Source organism: Pseudoalteromonas sp. '520P1 No. 423' (assembly GCF_001269985.1).
Classification (GTDB): Bacteria; Pseudomonadota; Gammaproteobacteria; order Enterobacterales; family Alteromonadaceae; genus Pseudoalteromonas.
In genome coordinates, this window is sequence record NZ_BBZB01000001.1 from 1,024,224 (window position 1) to 1,042,517 (window position 18,294).

General features: G+C 35.4%; 12 protein-coding genes. 6 read left to right on the top strand and 6 right to left on the bottom strand.

The window, feature by feature from the left end:
- Position 1 precedes the first annotated feature (1 nt).
- The 4 genes from PSA_RS04705 (at position 2) to PSA_RS04720 (ending at position 5,215) form a co-directional block, all read left to right on the top strand.
- On the top strand, positions 2-1,246 hold the full coding sequence (locus PSA_RS04705; protein WP_052380256.1) for a cyclic GMP-AMP synthase DncV-like nucleotidyltransferase: 1,245 nt from the start codon (positions 2-4) through the stop codon (positions 1,244-1,246).
- Positions 1,246-2,976: a ThiF family adenylyltransferase gene (locus PSA_RS04710; protein ID WP_059364760.1), complete on the top strand. Its 1,731-nt coding sequence runs from the start codon at positions 1,246-1,248 to the stop codon at positions 2,974-2,976. Before PSA_RS04705 ends, PSA_RS04710 begins: the two co-directional genes overlap by 1 nt.
- Positions 2,964-3,416, top strand: a complete 453-nt coding sequence (locus tag PSA_RS04715) for a Mov34/MPN/PAD-1 family protein (RefSeq protein ID WP_052380294.1) — start codon at positions 2,964-2,966, stop codon at positions 3,414-3,416. Before PSA_RS04710 ends, PSA_RS04715 begins: the two co-directional genes overlap by 13 nt.
- Before the next feature lie 1,148 nt (positions 3,417-4,564).
- Positions 4,565-5,215 carry a hypothetical protein gene (locus PSA_RS04720; protein WP_042152330.1) on the top strand — a complete coding sequence of 217 codons (651 nt, stop codon included), beginning with the start codon at positions 4,565-4,567 and terminating at the stop codon, positions 5,213-5,215.
- A gap of 20 nt (positions 5,216-5,235) precedes the next feature.
- Here the strand turns inward: PSA_RS04720 and PSA_RS04725 are convergent, their stop codons facing one another.
- From PSA_RS04725 to PSA_RS04735, 3 genes are all read right to left on the bottom strand, one after another.
- Positions 5,236-6,120 carry an RES family NAD+ phosphorylase gene (locus tag PSA_RS04725; protein ID WP_042152328.1) on the bottom strand — a complete coding sequence of 295 codons (885 nt, stop codon included), beginning with the start codon at positions 6,118-6,120 and terminating at the stop codon, positions 5,236-5,238.
- 666 nt (positions 6,121-6,786) lie between these two features.
- Entirely contained in the window at positions 6,787-7,665 is an 879-nt protein-coding gene (locus PSA_RS04730; RefSeq protein ID WP_042152320.1) for a TIGR03899 family protein, read from the bottom strand.
- A complete protein-coding gene (locus PSA_RS04735) occupies positions 7,655-8,200 on the bottom strand; it encodes an SRPBCC family protein (protein WP_042152317.1) in 546 nt (181 codons plus the stop codon). The genes PSA_RS04730 and PSA_RS04735 overlap by 11 nt, the downstream gene beginning before the upstream one ends.
- Positions 8,201-8,475: 275 nt before the next feature.
- Here PSA_RS04735 and PSA_RS04740 point away from each other — a divergent pair, with 275 nt between their 5' ends.
- Positions 8,476-10,680, top strand: coding sequence for an EAL domain-containing protein (locus tag PSA_RS04740; protein ID WP_042152314.1), 2,205 nt, complete (start codon positions 8,476-8,478; stop codon positions 10,678-10,680).
- 131 nt (positions 10,681-10,811) lie between these two features.
- Entirely contained in the window at positions 10,812-13,040 is a 2,229-nt protein-coding gene (locus PSA_RS04745) for a YgiQ family radical SAM protein (RefSeq protein ID WP_042152311.1), read from the top strand.
- Positions 13,041-13,240: 200 nt separating this feature from the next.
- On the opposite strand, the gene PSA_RS04750 is transcribed toward PSA_RS04745, so the two are convergent.
- From PSA_RS04750 to coaBC, 3 genes are all read right to left on the bottom strand, one after another.
- A complete protein-coding gene (locus tag PSA_RS04750; RefSeq protein WP_042152309.1) occupies positions 13,241-15,997 on the bottom strand; it encodes a prolyl oligopeptidase family serine peptidase in 2,757 nt (918 codons plus the stop codon).
- A 220-nt stretch (positions 15,998-16,217) separates the two neighbouring features.
- Positions 16,218-16,805, bottom strand: coding sequence for a nucleoid occlusion factor SlmA (gene slmA / locus PSA_RS04755; RefSeq protein WP_042152307.1), 588 nt, complete (start codon positions 16,803-16,805; stop codon positions 16,218-16,220).
- 74 nt (positions 16,806-16,879) lie between these two features.
- The gene (gene coaBC / locus PSA_RS04760) at positions 16,880-18,109 is read right to left on the bottom strand and encodes a bifunctional phosphopantothenoylcysteine decarboxylase/phosphopantothenate--cysteine ligase CoaBC (protein ID WP_042152304.1); all 1,230 of its coding nucleotides are present in this window, start codon (positions 18,107-18,109) and stop codon (positions 16,880-16,882) included.
- Positions 18,110-18,294 lie beyond the last annotated feature (185 nt).

Here is an 18,294-nt window from a genome sequence, read left to right on the forward strand (position 1 = left end):
AATGAAATATAGTATTAATAGGTTGTTAACTGAGGGAAGTAGCTGTTTTTTAAGTACAATTACACCTGCTGCAGATAAAATAAGTACATTAAAGTCTGTTCGAGTTATTGTGCGTAAAGCACTAAGAGAAAGTTTTCAGCATTTAGCATCTTCTTTTGAAGAAAAACAAGGTCGAATGCATTATATTGAAACAGCAGAAACAAAGTTTCTTTCTGAAGAGTTACTCAAACTTTCTTCTGAGCAAAAGTCATCTATTCATAATCTAAAACCCAAGTTCTCTAGTCAGGGCTCTTTTGTATATAAAACTATGAATAGTCCATGTCAGACTCCACAACAGATGGATTTGGATGATGGAATTTACCTACCATTAGATATGTTTGAAGATAAGCCTATTGTAAGCAAAGATTTATTTTTTTCATTTGTCGATTCAACGTTAAAAAAACTTGCTGATGCAAATGGCTGGTTATTTGATGGTAAGAAGAATACGTGTTCTAGAGTGATTGTTAGTCATGATATTCATGTTGATGTCCCCTTGTATGCTATACCGAAAGAACGATTTGAAATGATGGCTTCTTCGATAAATGAAAAATCAAACTTAGCAATGGAAAGCTATCAAGATAACGCAGATCTATACCTTCAAGCCGAAGAAGTTAATTTAGCTCTTCGTAATGCCGAAAATTGGACTGTAAGTGATCCTAAAGTAATTAGTGATTGGTATCTTGAGCATGTAGGCTTTCATGGTGAGGTATTACGCCGAATCTGTCGTTACTTAAAAGCTTGGCGAGATTTTACTTTTAAAGATGGAGGCCCCTCTTCGATTGCATTAATGATGTGTGCAGTTGAGTCGTTTCAGATACATACATCCAAAAGAAAACAAAGATTTACTAATAAAGATGAATCTGAGGCTTTACTGTGTTGTGTTAAAGATCTTCCTGAACAATTACGGCTAGGTGTAAGAAATTTAGCACAAGAACAAGAGGAAATGATGTTTCCAAAATCACATATGAGTGATAACGAAATCGATAACATTATTTCTGCAGCAGAAGAACTTTCATCGGAAATAGATTTAGCATTGACTGGTGCAGTATCTAATAATGAGGTTATTAGTCGTTGTCAGCAAGTTTTTGGGAATAGAATCCCAAATAGACCTGATTTAGTGGAAGCTATTCCTTTGGCTGCAACAATTAGAAAGCAACCAGCACAAACTCAGCCTGAGCCATCAGTACATAATGCGGATGCTGGTTAGTGATTTTATCTGCTTCAATAGGAGATGAGTTTTTAGCTAGAGATTATAGTTTTTGCAGAACATCTAATGGTAAAGGGCAATCTTTCATCAGAACTTATGATAAAGAGATAGGGCGGTTTACAATTAAATTTGAAGTGTGGGATATGACACTCCAACATCTCCCCTTAGTTTCTGTAGAAGAAATGCCTGATGAACTAAAAAAAGAAAAACTCCCCCATCTCAGTGCCGGACGTTATTGTTGTCTCTTTGATGAAGAAACAATCATATTAGACCCTCTAAACCCAAAGTCTGTTGTGGCAGCTTGGGTTGTACAAGTTGAAAAAATAATAGATCTTTGGGTATCTAAAGATTTGCAATCGGAATTTGCCGCTGAATTTTCTTCTTATTGGCAAAGTGAAATAAGCTGTTTTTTTATCTCATCTAAAATTGATAATGTTCTTTGTGGCTACTCTAGAATTGGAGTTGATAAAAAGAAGAAAACAGAATTTGTAGTAGCTGATTCAAGAGAGAATGCTGATGAATGGAGGGAAAAACGTATTGGCTCATCTTTGGACTCAGAAATACCCTCTGTGGTTGTGGATTTAAGGTGCGGCCCATATGTTCCCTTTGGAAATTCATGGCCTCTCAAATCATTTAGTGATGTGATCCAATGGCTAAGTAGAATAGAGCCTCCAGCTGTTGATTCCTTAATAGCTAAAATTGGAAATAGAACAGAAAAGGCTATGGTATCGGTTGTTTTACGTTATGAAACTGAGCTTGTTGGTTTTGTTGTAACCTTACATGCTTCTTGTAGGGAGGCTCTTAAACGTTATTTAGGTAAAAACAATAAACATGTAAAGCGTAAAGGAAATAGGAAGGTAGGAAAAACTAGCCGAAGCCAGATGTTAAAGTTACTTAGTTCAAAGCAGTCTGAAGAAAGTTTCTGGCGAATGGATGTTAAATTATGCACTGAAAGTTATATTTTAGAGCGAAACATTATTAATAACCAACCTCCATTAGCTAGGAAAAAAATAGCATTGATAGGCTGTGGTACTATTGGTGGTTATACAGCTCAATCTCTTGTTCAGCTAGGAGCTGGGAGCCTAAATGGTAGCCTTACTCTGTTTGATAAAGATAATATTCAGCCGGGTAATTTAGGGAGACATTTACTCGGAATAAATTATTTAGGTGAAAATAAAAGTGCGGCAATGGTTCATTGGTTAAAATCAACAGGTTTGGCTAATAAGATATTACATCAACACTCATTTAAATATGAAGATGTATCAGCTAATTGGGATGTTATTATTGATGCTACAGGAAGTCATTCATTCTCACTTCTTTTAGCGAAATGGATTCATGGATACCGAGTTAATAAAAGAGATAAACCTTTACTTATTCATGGATGGATATCAGGGTTTGGGCATATTACTCGAGCGCTGAGGGATGATGGTCGATTAGGTTGTTATGCATGTCAATTTGATTACAGTCATAAACCAAAAAGAGAACGTCATGAAAGTTTTACAAAAGGAAACAGCCCTGATTATTTAGCCTTTAAACGTAGTTGTGGGGCTAGTCACTTACCTTTTTCTTCAAATGCCAGTATGAGTTCGGCTGCAATGATTACACAATTGCTCCAGCAAGAAAATAAGACGTCGCCAAATTTTTTACAAAGACGAATTACTCAATCGGCAAAAGAAGTAAAAGATGTAAAACTTTCAAGGCAAAAAGGATGCCCTGTATGCCTGAACTAATTCTGCATGCAAATAACGGAACTCGGATTCTGATTGAAAAAGGTGTTTTAAACGCTCCTCAAGAATATCGACAAAAAAAATCTAAAGATACTGAAGCTGGGGGTATATTAATTGGTGAATATAGAGGGGAAGATCTAAGGATAGTTAGCGCAACCCTACCAGGTATCCTTGATAAAAGAAGTCGAATAAGATTTAAAAGGCGGAGTCCACACCATAATACTGCAGCTATAAGTGCTTGGTCGGCCTCTAAACATATTCAAACTTTTACAGGAGATTGGCATACACATCCGGAAGATCATCCAACTCCGTCAGGGCTAGATTTATCTGAATGGCAAAAAAAAATGCCTAAGAGACCAATGCTATTAATGATAATAGGAAGAGTATCCTCATGGTATGGATTATGGGATGGTAAAACTATTGTAAAAGTTACAACATTATAGAGTAGATGAAAGCTTATTAATCAAATTAGCCTTTGTTATTTTCGAAGCAATATCACGTAATAAAAACGAAGGTACAGACGCTACATCGTACAATTTAAAACAGAGAAAATCATGAGTGATTGAAAAGAAAAATATAGTGACTATTTGAATAAATTTGGTCATATCTCTAGAAGCTTAGACGCAAGTAAAGTGCAGGAAATATTGGCATATCGACTCGCCAATGAAAACACAACCATCGATTTTCTATAGGTGCTTTATTTATTCTTTATAATAAGTTCTGCTCCTAATCTGGTAGTAATAAATCACCTCGCACTAAACTTCGACCTAATCTGGTAGTAATAAATCACCTCGCACTAAACTTCGACCTAATCTGGTAGTAATAAATCACCTCGCACTAAACTTCGACCTAATCTGGTAGTAATAAATCACCTCGCACTAAACTTCGACCTAATCTGGTAGTAATAAATCACCTCGCACTAAACTTCGACCTAATCTGGTAGTAATAAATCACCTCGCACTAAACTTCGACCTAATCTGGTAGTAATAAATCACCTCGCACTAAACTTCGACCTAATCTGGTAGTAATAAATCACCTCGAAACTAAACTTCGACCTAATCTGGTAGTAATAAATCACCTCGAAACTAAACTTCGACCTAATCTGGTAGTAGTAAATCACTTCGAAACTAAACTTCGACCTAATCTGGTAGTAATAAATCACCTCGAAACTAAACTTCGACCTAATCTGGTAGTAGTAAATCACTTCGAAACTAAACTTCGACCTAATTTGGTAGTAGTAAATCACTTCGAAACTAAACTTCGACCTAATCTGGTAGTAATAAATTACTTAGAAACTAAACTTTGACTGTAGTGAGCATGTTATTGTAATGGGAGATTTAGGTAGTGTAAATAAAGCTATTATTGAACCTTCAACTTCATCTAATAGACACGTAGGACTAGGAGGGGTTATTAATGAATAGATATTAATAGAGGTTGGTTTTAAGCGTTTATTGGTTTGGAGCTTTATTTTGAGTTGACATTTTAAAAGGTAGAAGATATGTTGATTTTTAGTGTACTGTATTCTATTATAGTACACAGGTAAACAGAATCTAATAAATAACTTAATATATAACTTAGTAAAGAGCTAATTATGAACACTATACAAGAAAGAGAAGTCACAATTCTTGCCGAGTCTGTTAGTAATGATCCTTTGAAAATGACATTAATTCGAAGAGGCATTACTAATATTATTAATAACATTAGTGGTGTTAGTAATGATGAGGTTATTCAACTATTAACCCTCCAAGATATTGATTTTTCGATGAGGTTTGGAAATGCAATTGCTGAAAGGCATATGCTGCAAACTCATAGTGAAGTAGTTGATAGTAGTATTAAAAAAAATAAGATGATACAAAAATTTTTGGAATCATTAAAAGAGCATGGAGGAGGTTATACTTCTATGCAATTAGCTGAAAAACTAGAAGTCTCCAAGCAAGCTATATCTAATAAGAAGAGTCGAGAACAGCTGTTTTATGTAAAAGTAGGTGGTCAAACATATTTTCCTACTTTCCAATTTTCTGATGAGAAGAAAGTTTCAAGTGCATTTAAGAAAGTGCTCACTATTTTGGCTAACAAGGATAGAGTTTCTAGCTTTTTCTTTTTTACTCAAAAGCTTGAAGATAGAAATGGAAATTTAAAGCCGATATATAAGATTCTCCGTGGAGAAAAACAGCCTCGTTACATTTATGAACAGATTGAGAAAAGAGCAAGGTCTATCCATTCTATGGGTGAAAGAAAGTAGGGGCTTAGAGCCCCTACTAGTTAGTTTTCGTCGTAGATTTCACCACCCAGAATTTCGGTCATAACGGCTTTCATCGTTACTTGCTTATTCTGTTTAGTAAATTCACTAGAAGGAAGTTCCGCAGCATCTACCTGATGCTCAGAAAGTTTAGTAACCACCAATGAGTTCAATTGAGGATTGGATTCGTTTTCAACTAAAGCATAAGCAGCACCATTTCCATGGTGTACACTTGTGTATGAAAAGCCATCTTTTACTATACCTAAATTTGTAGCCGCAGCAACAATTGCCTGTGTATGTCGATAGTTAGAATTGTCAGTTAATTGCCCTGATAACTTCAACGTAGTACCGAGCATACTTACATCTAAAAGCTTCAAATCCCTTTGGGCTTCCAATTCACCAATGTCATAATCATCAAAAAATGAATCTTGAACTTTGGTATTGTCGGCTGTTGCTCCTTCTCCCTTACCATCAGCTGTTCGCTCTGTAATCTCCGCAAGACACGTATCTGGCTTTTCAGCTGCGTACATGACATTTACTTCACCACGATGGTGATTGTATCGACCATCTGTACCGTTTCCGTAATAGATCGCTGAATCATAGCCGGTCTCTTGAATGCGGTACATTTTCGAATTCTTAGGAATTTCTTGATATGGTACGGAATGAGAGCGTCCAGATAACTTTGACTCTACATGACGGCTAATTTCATCAACAACCACATTTCGAACTTCATTCATTCCAACATCATCAGCTAAGGAATCATCCTTTGCATTTATTGCTTCTAGAACTGCAAATGGCAGTTTTTTCATAGGAATGCTTTCAATCTCTTGGGCTGGAATTGTTTCGCCTGCAATTTTACTAATTAGTCTAGCTGCATAAACTAGGTCCTTTTTTTCTATCGTGCTCATTATAATTTACTTTCCTCAAAAATTTAGTTTCCATTGGATTATCCTTTGGAGTGTAAAAAAAAGTGAAAACAAGTCTTCACCGTAAATATTGCATTGTGTTAAATCTAAGATTAGAACTGAATGCAACGTAACATAATGAAGATAAAAAGTTTTTTATTCAATATAAAGATGTAACCTTTAGTTTGTTAGCATGAAAAACAACCATGTTTATACACTTGAAAGTAGTATGCTAGATAAGAGAGAGCTTATTGAAGTGAATTAGGAGGCTTAGGGTTTTATTCTCGAATAGATATTAATTACTCTATATGCAGTTTGTTTTTCTGAATAAAAGTCTGTCTAGTGAAATTTGGGAAGTCCATTTTTATTGTGTTTTTAATAAATATGCCGCTTTAGAATAAAATCGATTTTGATAAAAATGTAAAGAGGCTTGATAAAAATCAGCTGATCTTTACGTTTTTTGTTTTATTCTATGTATTTAAGGTGATTAATTATTTAATTTGTCATTATTAACTTGAATTTAAATGGAAATATAACGAACGAACGAGCTTTACGCTCTTTAAATTGTAAGTCTTCCTTTTTAGGAAACGTAAAATTTATAGCTTAGAGAATAAAAAAACCAGCTTAATAGCTGGTTTTTTTATTCTGAAATTTATATTCGGATTAGGATTATTTCCAACTGAATTCAAAATCTCTGGCGAATATCGATTCTAATTGCTGTTTAAATTGATTATTTATACTGGTATTGGATAACTGGGTTAGCTCGTTGCCTGTTTGTGTTAACTTATAATAATTGAGTACTAAACCTGAGGTTTTTGCTTTTAAAGTTAACTCGATATTCTTAAAATTAAGTTTATATTCATCACCAAATTTTAATTCTGCAGATTCTATTTCTTGCCCATAAATAATATCAATGTCTATTAAAGTCAAAATATCAGGGAAGTTTAACCCGGCTTTACTTAAATTTAAGTGAGGTTTGTTTTGTAAGCGTAAAAAGCTAAATAACGATGGTTTTTTGTAATAACCTAATAAAATCAGGCTGCCGTTATCTATTGGGCTACGGGCACTTAAGCTACTACAAAGTTGTAATGAGCTGGCTTCTTTTTGCGTCATTTGCTTTAAGGTTAATAAGCTTTTATAAGAAAAAGTGCCGGGCTTGGTGGTTTCACCCATCATTATTTTAGCCCAGAGTTTTTGCATTTTTTTGTTGGAACTATCTTCTGCCAGGCTAATAAATCTCTCAACCCAGTCAGGATCGGGTTCTTGTTCTGCGCTTGTTTGAGGGCAGTACTCTAAAGCGAGTGCCATAATAGATTCAATATTTTGCTGTTTTCGAAGTAGTGCAAGTCTTTGTCTTTTTTGTGCCCTTTGTTGCAAAGAATCACTCATATCAAAAGTATATTTAGGTGCAACACCATGGCGATCAGCTATTTTATTTTCTTGTTTGAGCAAAGGTTGTATCGGTTCACTTTTATGAACCTCAGTACCGAGTTTCTTTTTAATAATAAACGATAAGTTATCACTTATTGTAGATACTTTAAGTTGCATTTTGTGAGTCGCTTTTTATTGCTGAATTCATTTCTGTTTGGCTTTTTATATTTTTTAAACCTAACTCTAGCGTAGGTGATATTATATATTTTATTAGCAATACTTGATAACCGGCAATAATAGCTGCGTGGTTATTACCTGTTATTTGCCAAGTTACTTGTGTACTCGTTTTCTCTTTTTTAAAATTAAAAGAAGACGTTGCTAAATGTTCGTTATTAAAAATAATATTATAATTTACGCTTGAACTATTAACCTGAGTAACTGTTAACTCTCCACGACCAGATTGACCTGACCAAGCTAGGTTTGCGCCAACACCTTGGGTTTTTGTACCTAAGGTGGTTTTATATGAAGGGTCGATTACTTCCCATGGAGACCAAGTGGGCCATAGCTTAAAATCATTTACCCAATATTGAATAGCTTGCGGTGCTGCATTAATGTTAATGCTTTTTTTAATGTTATAGTGTGTTGGTAAAAATAAGCCAATAATAATTAAGCTTAATAAAAAAATAAAAGCGTATTTAAGTAGTCGTTTCATTAAGCCTCTTTGTTGCTTATGAGCTCTAGTTTAATAAATTATAAAATTTTATTTGTTATATATTCAATGTATTAAAATCCAATATTAAATGAAGTTAAACAAAAATGGTTTGTTATGCAATTGATATTAATTGTTTGAGCACTACATTTTTTGATGATTTATCAACTATAATGATTGAGGGATATTTAGCGCTTCCAAATATCTATATTAATAGTATTATAACAATAAACATAACTTTCACATTTATGTAAATATTTGTTCATTATTGAGGTGACATGACCGAAGCAGACCATGATGACTTCCTGTTTTTACAAGAGGATGAGCCTGAACAAGAAATTCAGCACACTGAATTTTGGGATGTGCTTATAGTTGATGATGATTCTGAAATACATTCAGTGACACAACTGGCGCTGTCTGGTGTTTTGTTTTGGGATAAACCCTTAAGGTTCTCTCATGCATATTCAGGTAAAGAGGCGATTGACTTCTTATCTAAAAACCACAATATAGCTGTAGTTTTACTTGATGTTGTTATGGAAAGTGACGACGCAGGTTTAAATGCAGTTAAACATATTCGTGAAACCCTTAAAAACAATAATATTCGTATCATTTTAAGAACGGGGCAACCTGGTTATGCGCCTGAAGAGCAGGTCATACGTGAATACGATATCAATGACTATAAAACAAAAACAGAATTAACACGTAGTAAACTTGTAACTTCTTTAGTGGCTGCTATTCGCTCATATGAGCAACTTCGTCAATTAGAGCTGCAAAGTCTTGGGCTAGAAAAAGTTATTTCAGCTTCAAAATCAATTCTTGGTATTACAGATATTCATGATTTTTCAAATGCCGTAGTAACACAGTTGGCTGATATTTTAGACTGCCCTGCGTTAGGTGTTTTGTGTGCTAAAACAAATAATGAGTTGCTTATATTAGGTGGCAGTTCAGAGTATCAAGGCTCAGTGGGGCTAGGTATTGAACAGCTGGATAATGGTCGTGCCATACATCAAATTCAAAATTGTATAACACACAGAAAACTGCAAATAACCGAGTTTGATATTACCTTTATATTAAATGCAAATGAACAGCAGTCAGCCGTTTTTCTTGAACTTACAAACCCGCCATCTCAAGCACAATTACAGTTTGCAGAAATATTTTTAACTAATGTAGATGTTGGCTTTGATAATATAAAACTTTTCAATAGTTTGAGAAATTCTGCTTTTAAAGATGCATTAACGGGTTTATCTAACAGAACAGATTTTGTTGATAAAGTATCAACCTATGCAACTGAGCAAGGACAAAGTAACCGCTTATTTTTGATTGATATTTCACAGTTTTCAGATATTAATAATGGCTTAGGGCAAGACATAGGTAATTTATTATTGAAATCTGTTGTCACTAGATTACAAGAAGAATTACCAGATGCGAGTTTATTATCGCGAATCGGTGCTGATGTATTTGCAGTAGTTATCGATAAATCTCTATTAGAGCCTGAACGATTAAATGAACTATTAAATGTACCTTTAAGAGCGGGTGAGCATTTATTACCGATAGATTTTACATTTGGTATTTGTGATGGTGAGCACTTTAATAAAAGCGGTTTGCAAACATTAAAAAGCGCTTATATTGCACTGAATTTAGCAAAAACCAAATCTCAAAATAATTATGAGTTTTACCTTCCTGAAATGGAAGAAAAAATGACATGGCGATTAGGTATTATTCGTCAGTTAAGACAAGACTTCGCTGATAATAAATTGAAAGTATGGTATCAACCACAAATTGATTTTAAAAATTTAAAAATGATAGGTTGCGAGGCTTTATTACGTTGGCCTGCCAGCGATGGTAGCTTTATTTCTCCAGCTGTTTTTGTGCCGCTAGCAGAAGATGCAGGAATGATAGTTGAAATAGGTCAATGGGTACTTGAAAAAGCCTGTATGCAGCAAAAACAGCTAGAATCAGAAGGTTATAGAGTAAGAATGGCAGTGAATGTATCAGTGCCTCAGTTTAGGAACCCTAACTATGTGCAACAAGTAAAAGATACCTTAGATAAATATGGTGTTGATCCTAGCTGTTTAGAGCTTGAAGTAACTGAAAGCGTTGTAATGGATGATCCTCAAGCTGTGATCAATGTATTAACTGAATTAAAAGATTATGGTATTGAGATTGCGATAGATGATTTTGGTACAGGATTTTCGTCATTAAGTTACTTGCAAAAATTGCCTATCAGCCGCATTAAAATAGATCGCGCTTTTGTAAAAGATATCCCTGAAAAAGATGCCGGTGCAATTGCTGAACTGATTGTTTCTTTAGGTAAAAAAATGAACCTAAAAACCATAGCTGAAGGCATAGAAACACAAGACCAAGCTAATTACCTTATAAATTTAGGTTGTGATGAAGCACAGGGCTTTATGTATTCAAAACCTTTACCAGCACAAGAGCTAATTGAATTTGTAAAATGTAATGGCATAAATCTCGATAGCTAACTTAAACCCCTCTAATCAGTTATTTAAAATATTGAGCAGAGTAGATAATTACCTGCTTAATATTTAAACAATTCACCTTAGCGTTAAACTCGTGTATAATCCGCACCCTTTGCATTTACTAGAGTCATTGAATGATAGCTTTATCACCACATAGCGGACTTTTCTCTTATCCAAAATATTGGGCTGAGTGTTACGATACATCGCCTTTTTTACCGACTACACGCGCTGAAATGGACGCGTTAGGCTGGGATAGCTGTGACATTATAGTGGTTACTGGTGATGCTTATGTAGATCATCCAAGCTTTGGTATGGCAGTAATAGGCCGAGTTTTAGAGGCGCAAGGTTTTAGAGTTGGTATTATTTCTCAGCCTGATTGGTCAAATAAAAACGCCTTTATGGAGCTTGGTAAGCCAAATCTATTTTATGGTGTGACCGCAGGTAATATGGATTCAATGATTAATCGTTATACTGCAGAAAAGCGTATGCGACATGATGATGCTTATACACCTGATAATGTGGGTGGAAAACGCCCAGACCGTGCTGTATTGGTTTATAGTCAAAGATGTAAAGAAGCATATAAAGATGTGCCTGTTGTAATTGGTGGTATTGAGGCGAGTTTACGCCGTATTGCTCATTTTGATTATTGGTCTGAAAAAGTACGTCGTAGTGTTATTTTTGATGCTAAAGCAGATATTCTAGTTTACGGTAATGCTGAGCGTCCTTTAGTTGAAATAGCGCATAGAATAGCAAATGGTGAAGCGCCATCCCAAATCCATAATGTACGTGGTACAGCTGTTATTCGTAAAGAGCCTTTGCCGGGTTGGCGCGGTTCTGATTCAACAGCAATCGATAAAATTGGTAAAATAGATCCGATCCCAAACCCTTATGGTGCTGATGATGTTGGCTGTGATAAATCAGAGTTTAAGCAAGCTGGTATAGATTTAGCTGAAGAAGCAGCAAAACCTATCATGGTGCAGCCTCATAAAACAAAAAAAGAACGTCAAAAGCCATGGGAAAATACCTATGTTAAACTGCCTGCTTTTGAACAAGTAAGTGTTAATAAACCTTTATATGCACATGCTTCTCGTATTTTGCATCAAGAAACAAACTCTGGTTGTGCACGAGCACTATTCCAACGTCACGGTGATCGCCATATTTGGGTAAACCCGCCTGCGATCCCACTTGAAACTGAAGAAATGGATCACGTATTTGATTTACCTTATCAACGCGTACCTCACCCAAGCTATGGTGATAAAAAGATCCCAGCGTTTGATATGATCAAAACTTCTGTAAATATTATGCGTGGTTGTTTTGGTGGTTGTTCTTTCTGTTCTATTACGGAGCATGAAGGGCGTGTTATTCAAAGTCGCTCTGAAGAATCTATCATAAATGAAATTGAACAGATCAGAGATAAAGTACCTGGTTTTACTGGTGTCATTTCTGATTTAGGCGGTCCAACCGCTAACATGTACAAATTAAGATGTAAGAGCAAAAAAGCCGAGAGTACGTGTCGCCGTTTATCTTGTGTTTTCCCTGACATTTGTAAGCATATGGATACGGATCATAGCCCAACAATATCGCTTTATAAAAAAGCACGTGAAGTTAAAGGTATTAAAAAGATCTTAATTGCATCGGGTGTGCGTTACGATCTAGCCATTGAAGATCCGCGTTATATTAAAGAGCTTGCAACACATCATGTAGGTGGTTATTTAAAAATTGCACCAGAGCATACAGAAGAAGGTCCATTATCTCGTATGATGAAACCTGGTATGGGCACATATGATAAATTCAAAGAGCTATTTGATAAATACTCTAAAGAAGCGGGTAAAAAGCAGTATTTGATCCCTTATTTTATATCTGCGCACCCAGGTACCACAGATAAAGATATGGTTAACTTGGCAATTTGGTTAAAGTCACAAAACTTTAAATTAGATCAAGTACAAAACTTTTATCCATCTCCTATGGCAAATGCAACGACCATTTACCATACAGAAATGAACTCGTTGCGTAATATTAAAAATAATAAAGATGAAGTACCAGTGCCAAAAGGTGCACGTCAGCGTCGCTTACACAAAGCAATTTTACGTTACCACGATCCATCTGGTTGGCCGATTATTCGTGAAGCGTTACGTAAAATGGGCATGGCTAATTTAATTGGTAAAGCACCGCAGCATTTAGTACCACCAGAATCGCGTGAAGAAAAACGAGGTTCAGCTAAAGGCAATGGCAAATATCAAAATGCTAAGCCAGGTACAGCTAAAAAGGGCGGTCGTCCAGCTTTATCTCGCCATACAGGTTCTAGCCAGTTTAATACTGCTAATACTAAACCGCGTGTTGGCGGTAATAAAAAGCGTAAGTAATACCAATTGTATTAATTAACTTCTCATTCAGCGGGAGTTAAAAGCGCTTTAGACAAGGTAAATAATTGAAGTCATAGTTATTCTATTTCTAAATTATTTAACGCAATATAAACCGCTTTTAAACCCGCCTTACAGGAGCCTCTGGGGATTTACACTTCGTTGTTATGTTATCTTTTAAGGTTAGCTTCAAGAATTAAGCGTTACTCTTTAATAAAAGCTTCGCCTTTTTCCATCCATACTGGAGCAGGTTTGCCTTTAAGGTGATGATCAAAATATTCCATCATACGAATTGAAAAATCGACCTGGTTAGGGAATTTTTTCAAGTGATGAGGTTCACCTTCGTATTGTAAGAAGATCGCATCTTTTCCAGCTCTACGTAAAGCTAGATAATACTGAATACCTTCTTGCCAAGGTACAGCGCCATCTTTATCACCAAACATGATCATAATAGGTGTATTTACTTTATCTGCAAAAAATACCGGTGAGTTTTCAATATATAACTCAGGTGCTTCAAATAAGTTTTTACCAATACGGCTTTGACCAGTCTCATACTGAAATTGACGTGCTAAACCAGATTTTAAACGTATACCACTATAAGCACTTGTCATATTAGATACTGGCGCACCTGAAACGACAGCTTTAAACATATCTGTTTTTGTCACCATAAACGCACTTTGGTAACCTGCCCATGAATGACCTTGTAAACCGATCTTATCTGGATCTGCAATACCTAAATCAATTAGTTTTTGTGCAGCATTGATCATAGTTTTAGTTGAAGAGCGACCTGGGTGCCCAACTTCAAAACGGATATCAGGTAAAAATATCGCATAACCGTTAGAGGTAAACATAGGGAAGTTAGGCCTATGGTTTAACTCCATTTTAGGGAAGTCATACATGCGTTGACTCATATAACGATAAAAGTAGATAACAACAGGTAGCTTATCGCCTTTTTTGTAACCTGCAGGCTTAATTAAAACACCTTGAAGGTCTTCGCCATCCCAACCTTTATAGCTTACAAGCTCAGGTTTTTGAGCCCAATCAAAGTTCTTCATTTGAGGATTTAGTTTAGTAACTTGCTGCTTATTTTTAAAGCTAGCATCCGTTTGCCAAATATCAGGGAATTGATGGTAAGTTTGCTGAGTAAATAATAATTTATCAGCGTGTTTTGCTTTTTTGATTAAATCAAAACGGCTTTTACCTGTTAGTACTTTAGTCAGTGACTTGTCGCTTAAGTTTAATTTAGCAATTTCAGTCTGTTTATCTTTCAGGTTGATTGCCTTAACAAATACTGTATCACCCTTTTTAAAGCCTACAGTTGTTTTATCAAGCTTTATAACACGGTAGCGGGTATTACTTTTTTCACCATCAGTTAAACGTGTTGCTTTTAATGAGCTGGTATCAAATGCCCAAATGTCGTATTTATCATAAACTAAAACAGCACTACCATCACTCATCCAGCCTGCAAAACCATAACCAGGGACTTCAGTAGGGTAATCATGTTGATCATTTTCAAAACTACTACGGATCCCTTTAGTAAGGTTGCTTAATTTAGCTGTTTGCATGTTTTTAAGCTGCACATGACCTTTATCAAAATAAGCTGCGAAGCCACCTTCAGGTGATAGCGTAGGCCTTGTGCGTGTATTAGATATAATTTCTTTACGAGTACCAGTAGTTATATCTACAGCATAGTAATCTGCAAAAAAACCGTCATACATGATGCGTTCTAGGTGTTTATTATTTGATTCACCTAATAATGCCAGTTTTTCTTTATGAAGATTTACATCGTTCATATTAGGTGTTGCTAATTGAATGCTTTGCTTAGTTGCTAAGTGATATACAGCTTGAAAATGACGGTTTTTATCGTCTTTATTCCAAGTAATTTGTTCTCTTGGTTTTATTTGCGCGTCATTATTATGCCAAACTTTTAAACCTTTTTGATCGCGGATTGTAGCGTAATCAGTTAAATCTTCAGCTGTTTTATATTTCTTTTTTGCTATTTTTTTAGCAAGTTCTGGGCGTGTTTTAAAATAAAGTCTTTCACCTGTTTCAGACCAGCTAATATCTGCAGTTTTACCAACAAACCAGTTTTCTTTTGGTGTCGCTACTTTAGCTAACTCACCTTGTTTATCATGCCAAATATACAGTTGATATTCACGGCGACGTTTATCGTCATTTATATAATTACCCGCCGTAAATGCAACACTCGCTTGTTCTGGATGCCAGCTTATTTTGCTTGCAACTATGCCTGGTTCGCTCATTAGTGACGTTGATTTATAATCTTTTGCTAAATCAATTAAAGATATTTGATTTTTAACACCATCTTTTACTACAGTGCTTATTAACATTTGTTCACTTGTATGGCTAAAACCATAAGTTAAAACGTTATTTAAAGTGTGACTTGATTGATCTTTTAAGCTGACGATCATTAAGTTATATGCAGTATCTTTTTTATCTGCTTTTATAGCTGATTTATCTTTATTTTTATCAGCTTTTTTATCATCTGATTTTTCATCTAATCTGTAAGCTAGCCATAAACCATCATCTGATAGCTTAAAGTCTTTCACATTTTCAAATTCAAATTTTTCAGCAGTGTTAGCATTGATTAATGTGAGTGAGTTTTTAAGCTGTTTTTTTTCTTTTTTTGAAGCACTTTCACTTTTTAATAGGCTAGGTTTTACTGTAAAAGCAACCCAACTAGCATTTTTGTTAATAACAGGTTTTGTGCCCATAGGTACTTGGCTTAACAAGTCATTATTTGACAGGTTATATACTTGGCCTTGTGCATCACCACGATAAGGCGTTGCAGAAAGCGCTAAAATTTTACCATTTTCAGATAACTGCTGAGACTTAGCATATTTAAAATCAAATACATCATTAAATTGTAGAGCTTCTTGAGCGTGAGCGGGTGTTGTTGATAGAACAACGGCGCTCGCTACGATAGAGAGGAGACGTTTCATAAATTAAATTCAAAACTATTAATGTGTTTAAGGTGAACCTATTGTAAACATTCAACAAGTGAGGTCGAGCGAAAATGAGTTAAATTGAATACAAATGAGACGAATCGATAGAGAAAAGATATTAAATTGAGAGTAATTTGATTGTTTTTTTGAACAGTGCTGATTTAATAAGAGTGTGAAATTATGCCCACTAGAATGTAGGCATATTTATTGAAAGCTATTAATGCCAAGCAAATGACAACTGCTGCCACTGTGCTTCAAATGACGCACTTGGTTTTTGTTTGAAATCAGAGCGCACAAATTGATTCATTTTACCTTCTACAAAAGCCAAAAATAAATTAGCTAAATGAGATTCGTCAATAGTGAAGGTTTTTGATTCGCGTAATTTACGCTCTCTTAATACTTGCTTGAATTGGGTTTCTAGTTTTTCAAACAGACCTTGAATACGTGCACGTAAGCGTTCTTGCTCGCCTTGTAATGCATCGCCTGTCAAAATACGTGTAATACCAGGGTTTTTTTCTGCAAAGCCTAAAAGCAGCATTAAAATATTATACATGCGGCTTTGTGTATCTTTTTCATTATCTAAAATGATATTGATGCGAGATAATAAAGTATCTTCAATAAACTCAATTAGACCTTCAAACATTCTTGCTTTACTTGGGAAGTGGCGATATAACGCAGCTTCAGAAACACCGACCTCAGCAGCTAATTTAGCTGTAGTAATCCTTTGACCTGGGTTTGTTTCAAGCATTTGCGCTAATGATTGCAGTATTTGTTCTTTTCTATTGCTACTTTTTTTAGCAGGCATTTTTATCCCTTACTTCTTATTCTTATTTTAGGACTAAGCTTTTTATTTGGCAGTTATCATAAAGTGGCAGCACTTTAAAAACAAGCATTAGCAATGGTTTTTATGATCTGGATAGCTAATGCTTGCTTACTGTCTTCGGGTAGGTTTAACTGGGCATCTTTACCTTGTTTATCATGCCAGTAAAGGGTTAAAGCATTCCGCTCTGAGTTAAAACCTAAATCTTCTTGAGACACGTCATTGGCACAAATCATATCTAAGTTTTTGTTTTTTAATTTACCTTGAGCGTATTGGGCGACGTTTTGTGTTTCAGCTGCGAAACCAACAGTAAAAGGCCTATTATTTTTTAAAGATGCCACAGAGGCGATAACGTCAGGGTTTTTCACTAAAGTTAATGAGATTTCATTGCCTTGTTTTTTAATTTTTTGAGTTTGTATATCTGCTGCGCGATAATCAGCTACTGCTGCACAACCAATAAAAATATCTGATTGTGGTGCGAATTCTAATGCAGCTTGCTGCATATCTAGGGCACTTGAAATATTCACTCTGCTAACATTATTTGGTGTAGATAAGCTAACCGGACCACTAATAATATTGACTGTTGCACCTAATTGCTCGGCTGCAATAGCCAATGCATATCCCATTTTCCCTGAGCTATGATTACTAATATAACGCACTGGATCTAAAGCTTCACGAGTCGGTCCTGCTGTGATGGTTACTGTTTTTCCTTTTAGTAAATCACCTTTTGTACTGTTATTTTTTTCATCAAAAAAGTTTATGCAATGCTCAACAATATCGAGTGGATCTAACATGCGACCTAAACCTAAATCACCACAGGCTTGTTCACCACTTGCTGGGCCCCAGATATCTACATTACGTTGTTTTAAAGTATTTAAATTAGCTTGTGTTGATGCATGGGCATACATTTGTTGATTCATAGCGGGTGCAACAGCCACTTTTGCTGGCGTTGCTAATAGCAGGGTTGTTAATAAGTCATCGGCAATACCGTGAGTCATCTTAGCTATGATATTAGCGGTGGCTGGAGCAACTAAAATTAAATCAGCCCATTTAGCAAACTCAATATGGCCCATAGCAGCTTCTGCGCTTGGATCTAATAAAGAGTCTGAAACAGGCTCTCCAGATACTGCTTGTAGCGATAAAGGTGTGACAAATGATTGTGCAGATTGAGTCATAACTACTTTGACTTGCATACCACGTTCTTTTAAACGTCTTACTAGTTCAGGGCATTTATAAGCAGCAATACCACCGGATATGGCTAATAATATTTTTTTGTTTGTATGACTCATGAGTTAGTTTCATTTGGGATCATCAATATGGTGTATAAGATAACATGTTAAGGCATAGCTTAAAAATACTTGGTGATTTGTTTGTGAGGTTTCGAGGTGTTCTAGGTTGAACTTTAGCTTAACTTTTTAATATTGAGCTCGTAAGACTGAAGTCTTACCTACAATATTCATCATTTTTTAATTAG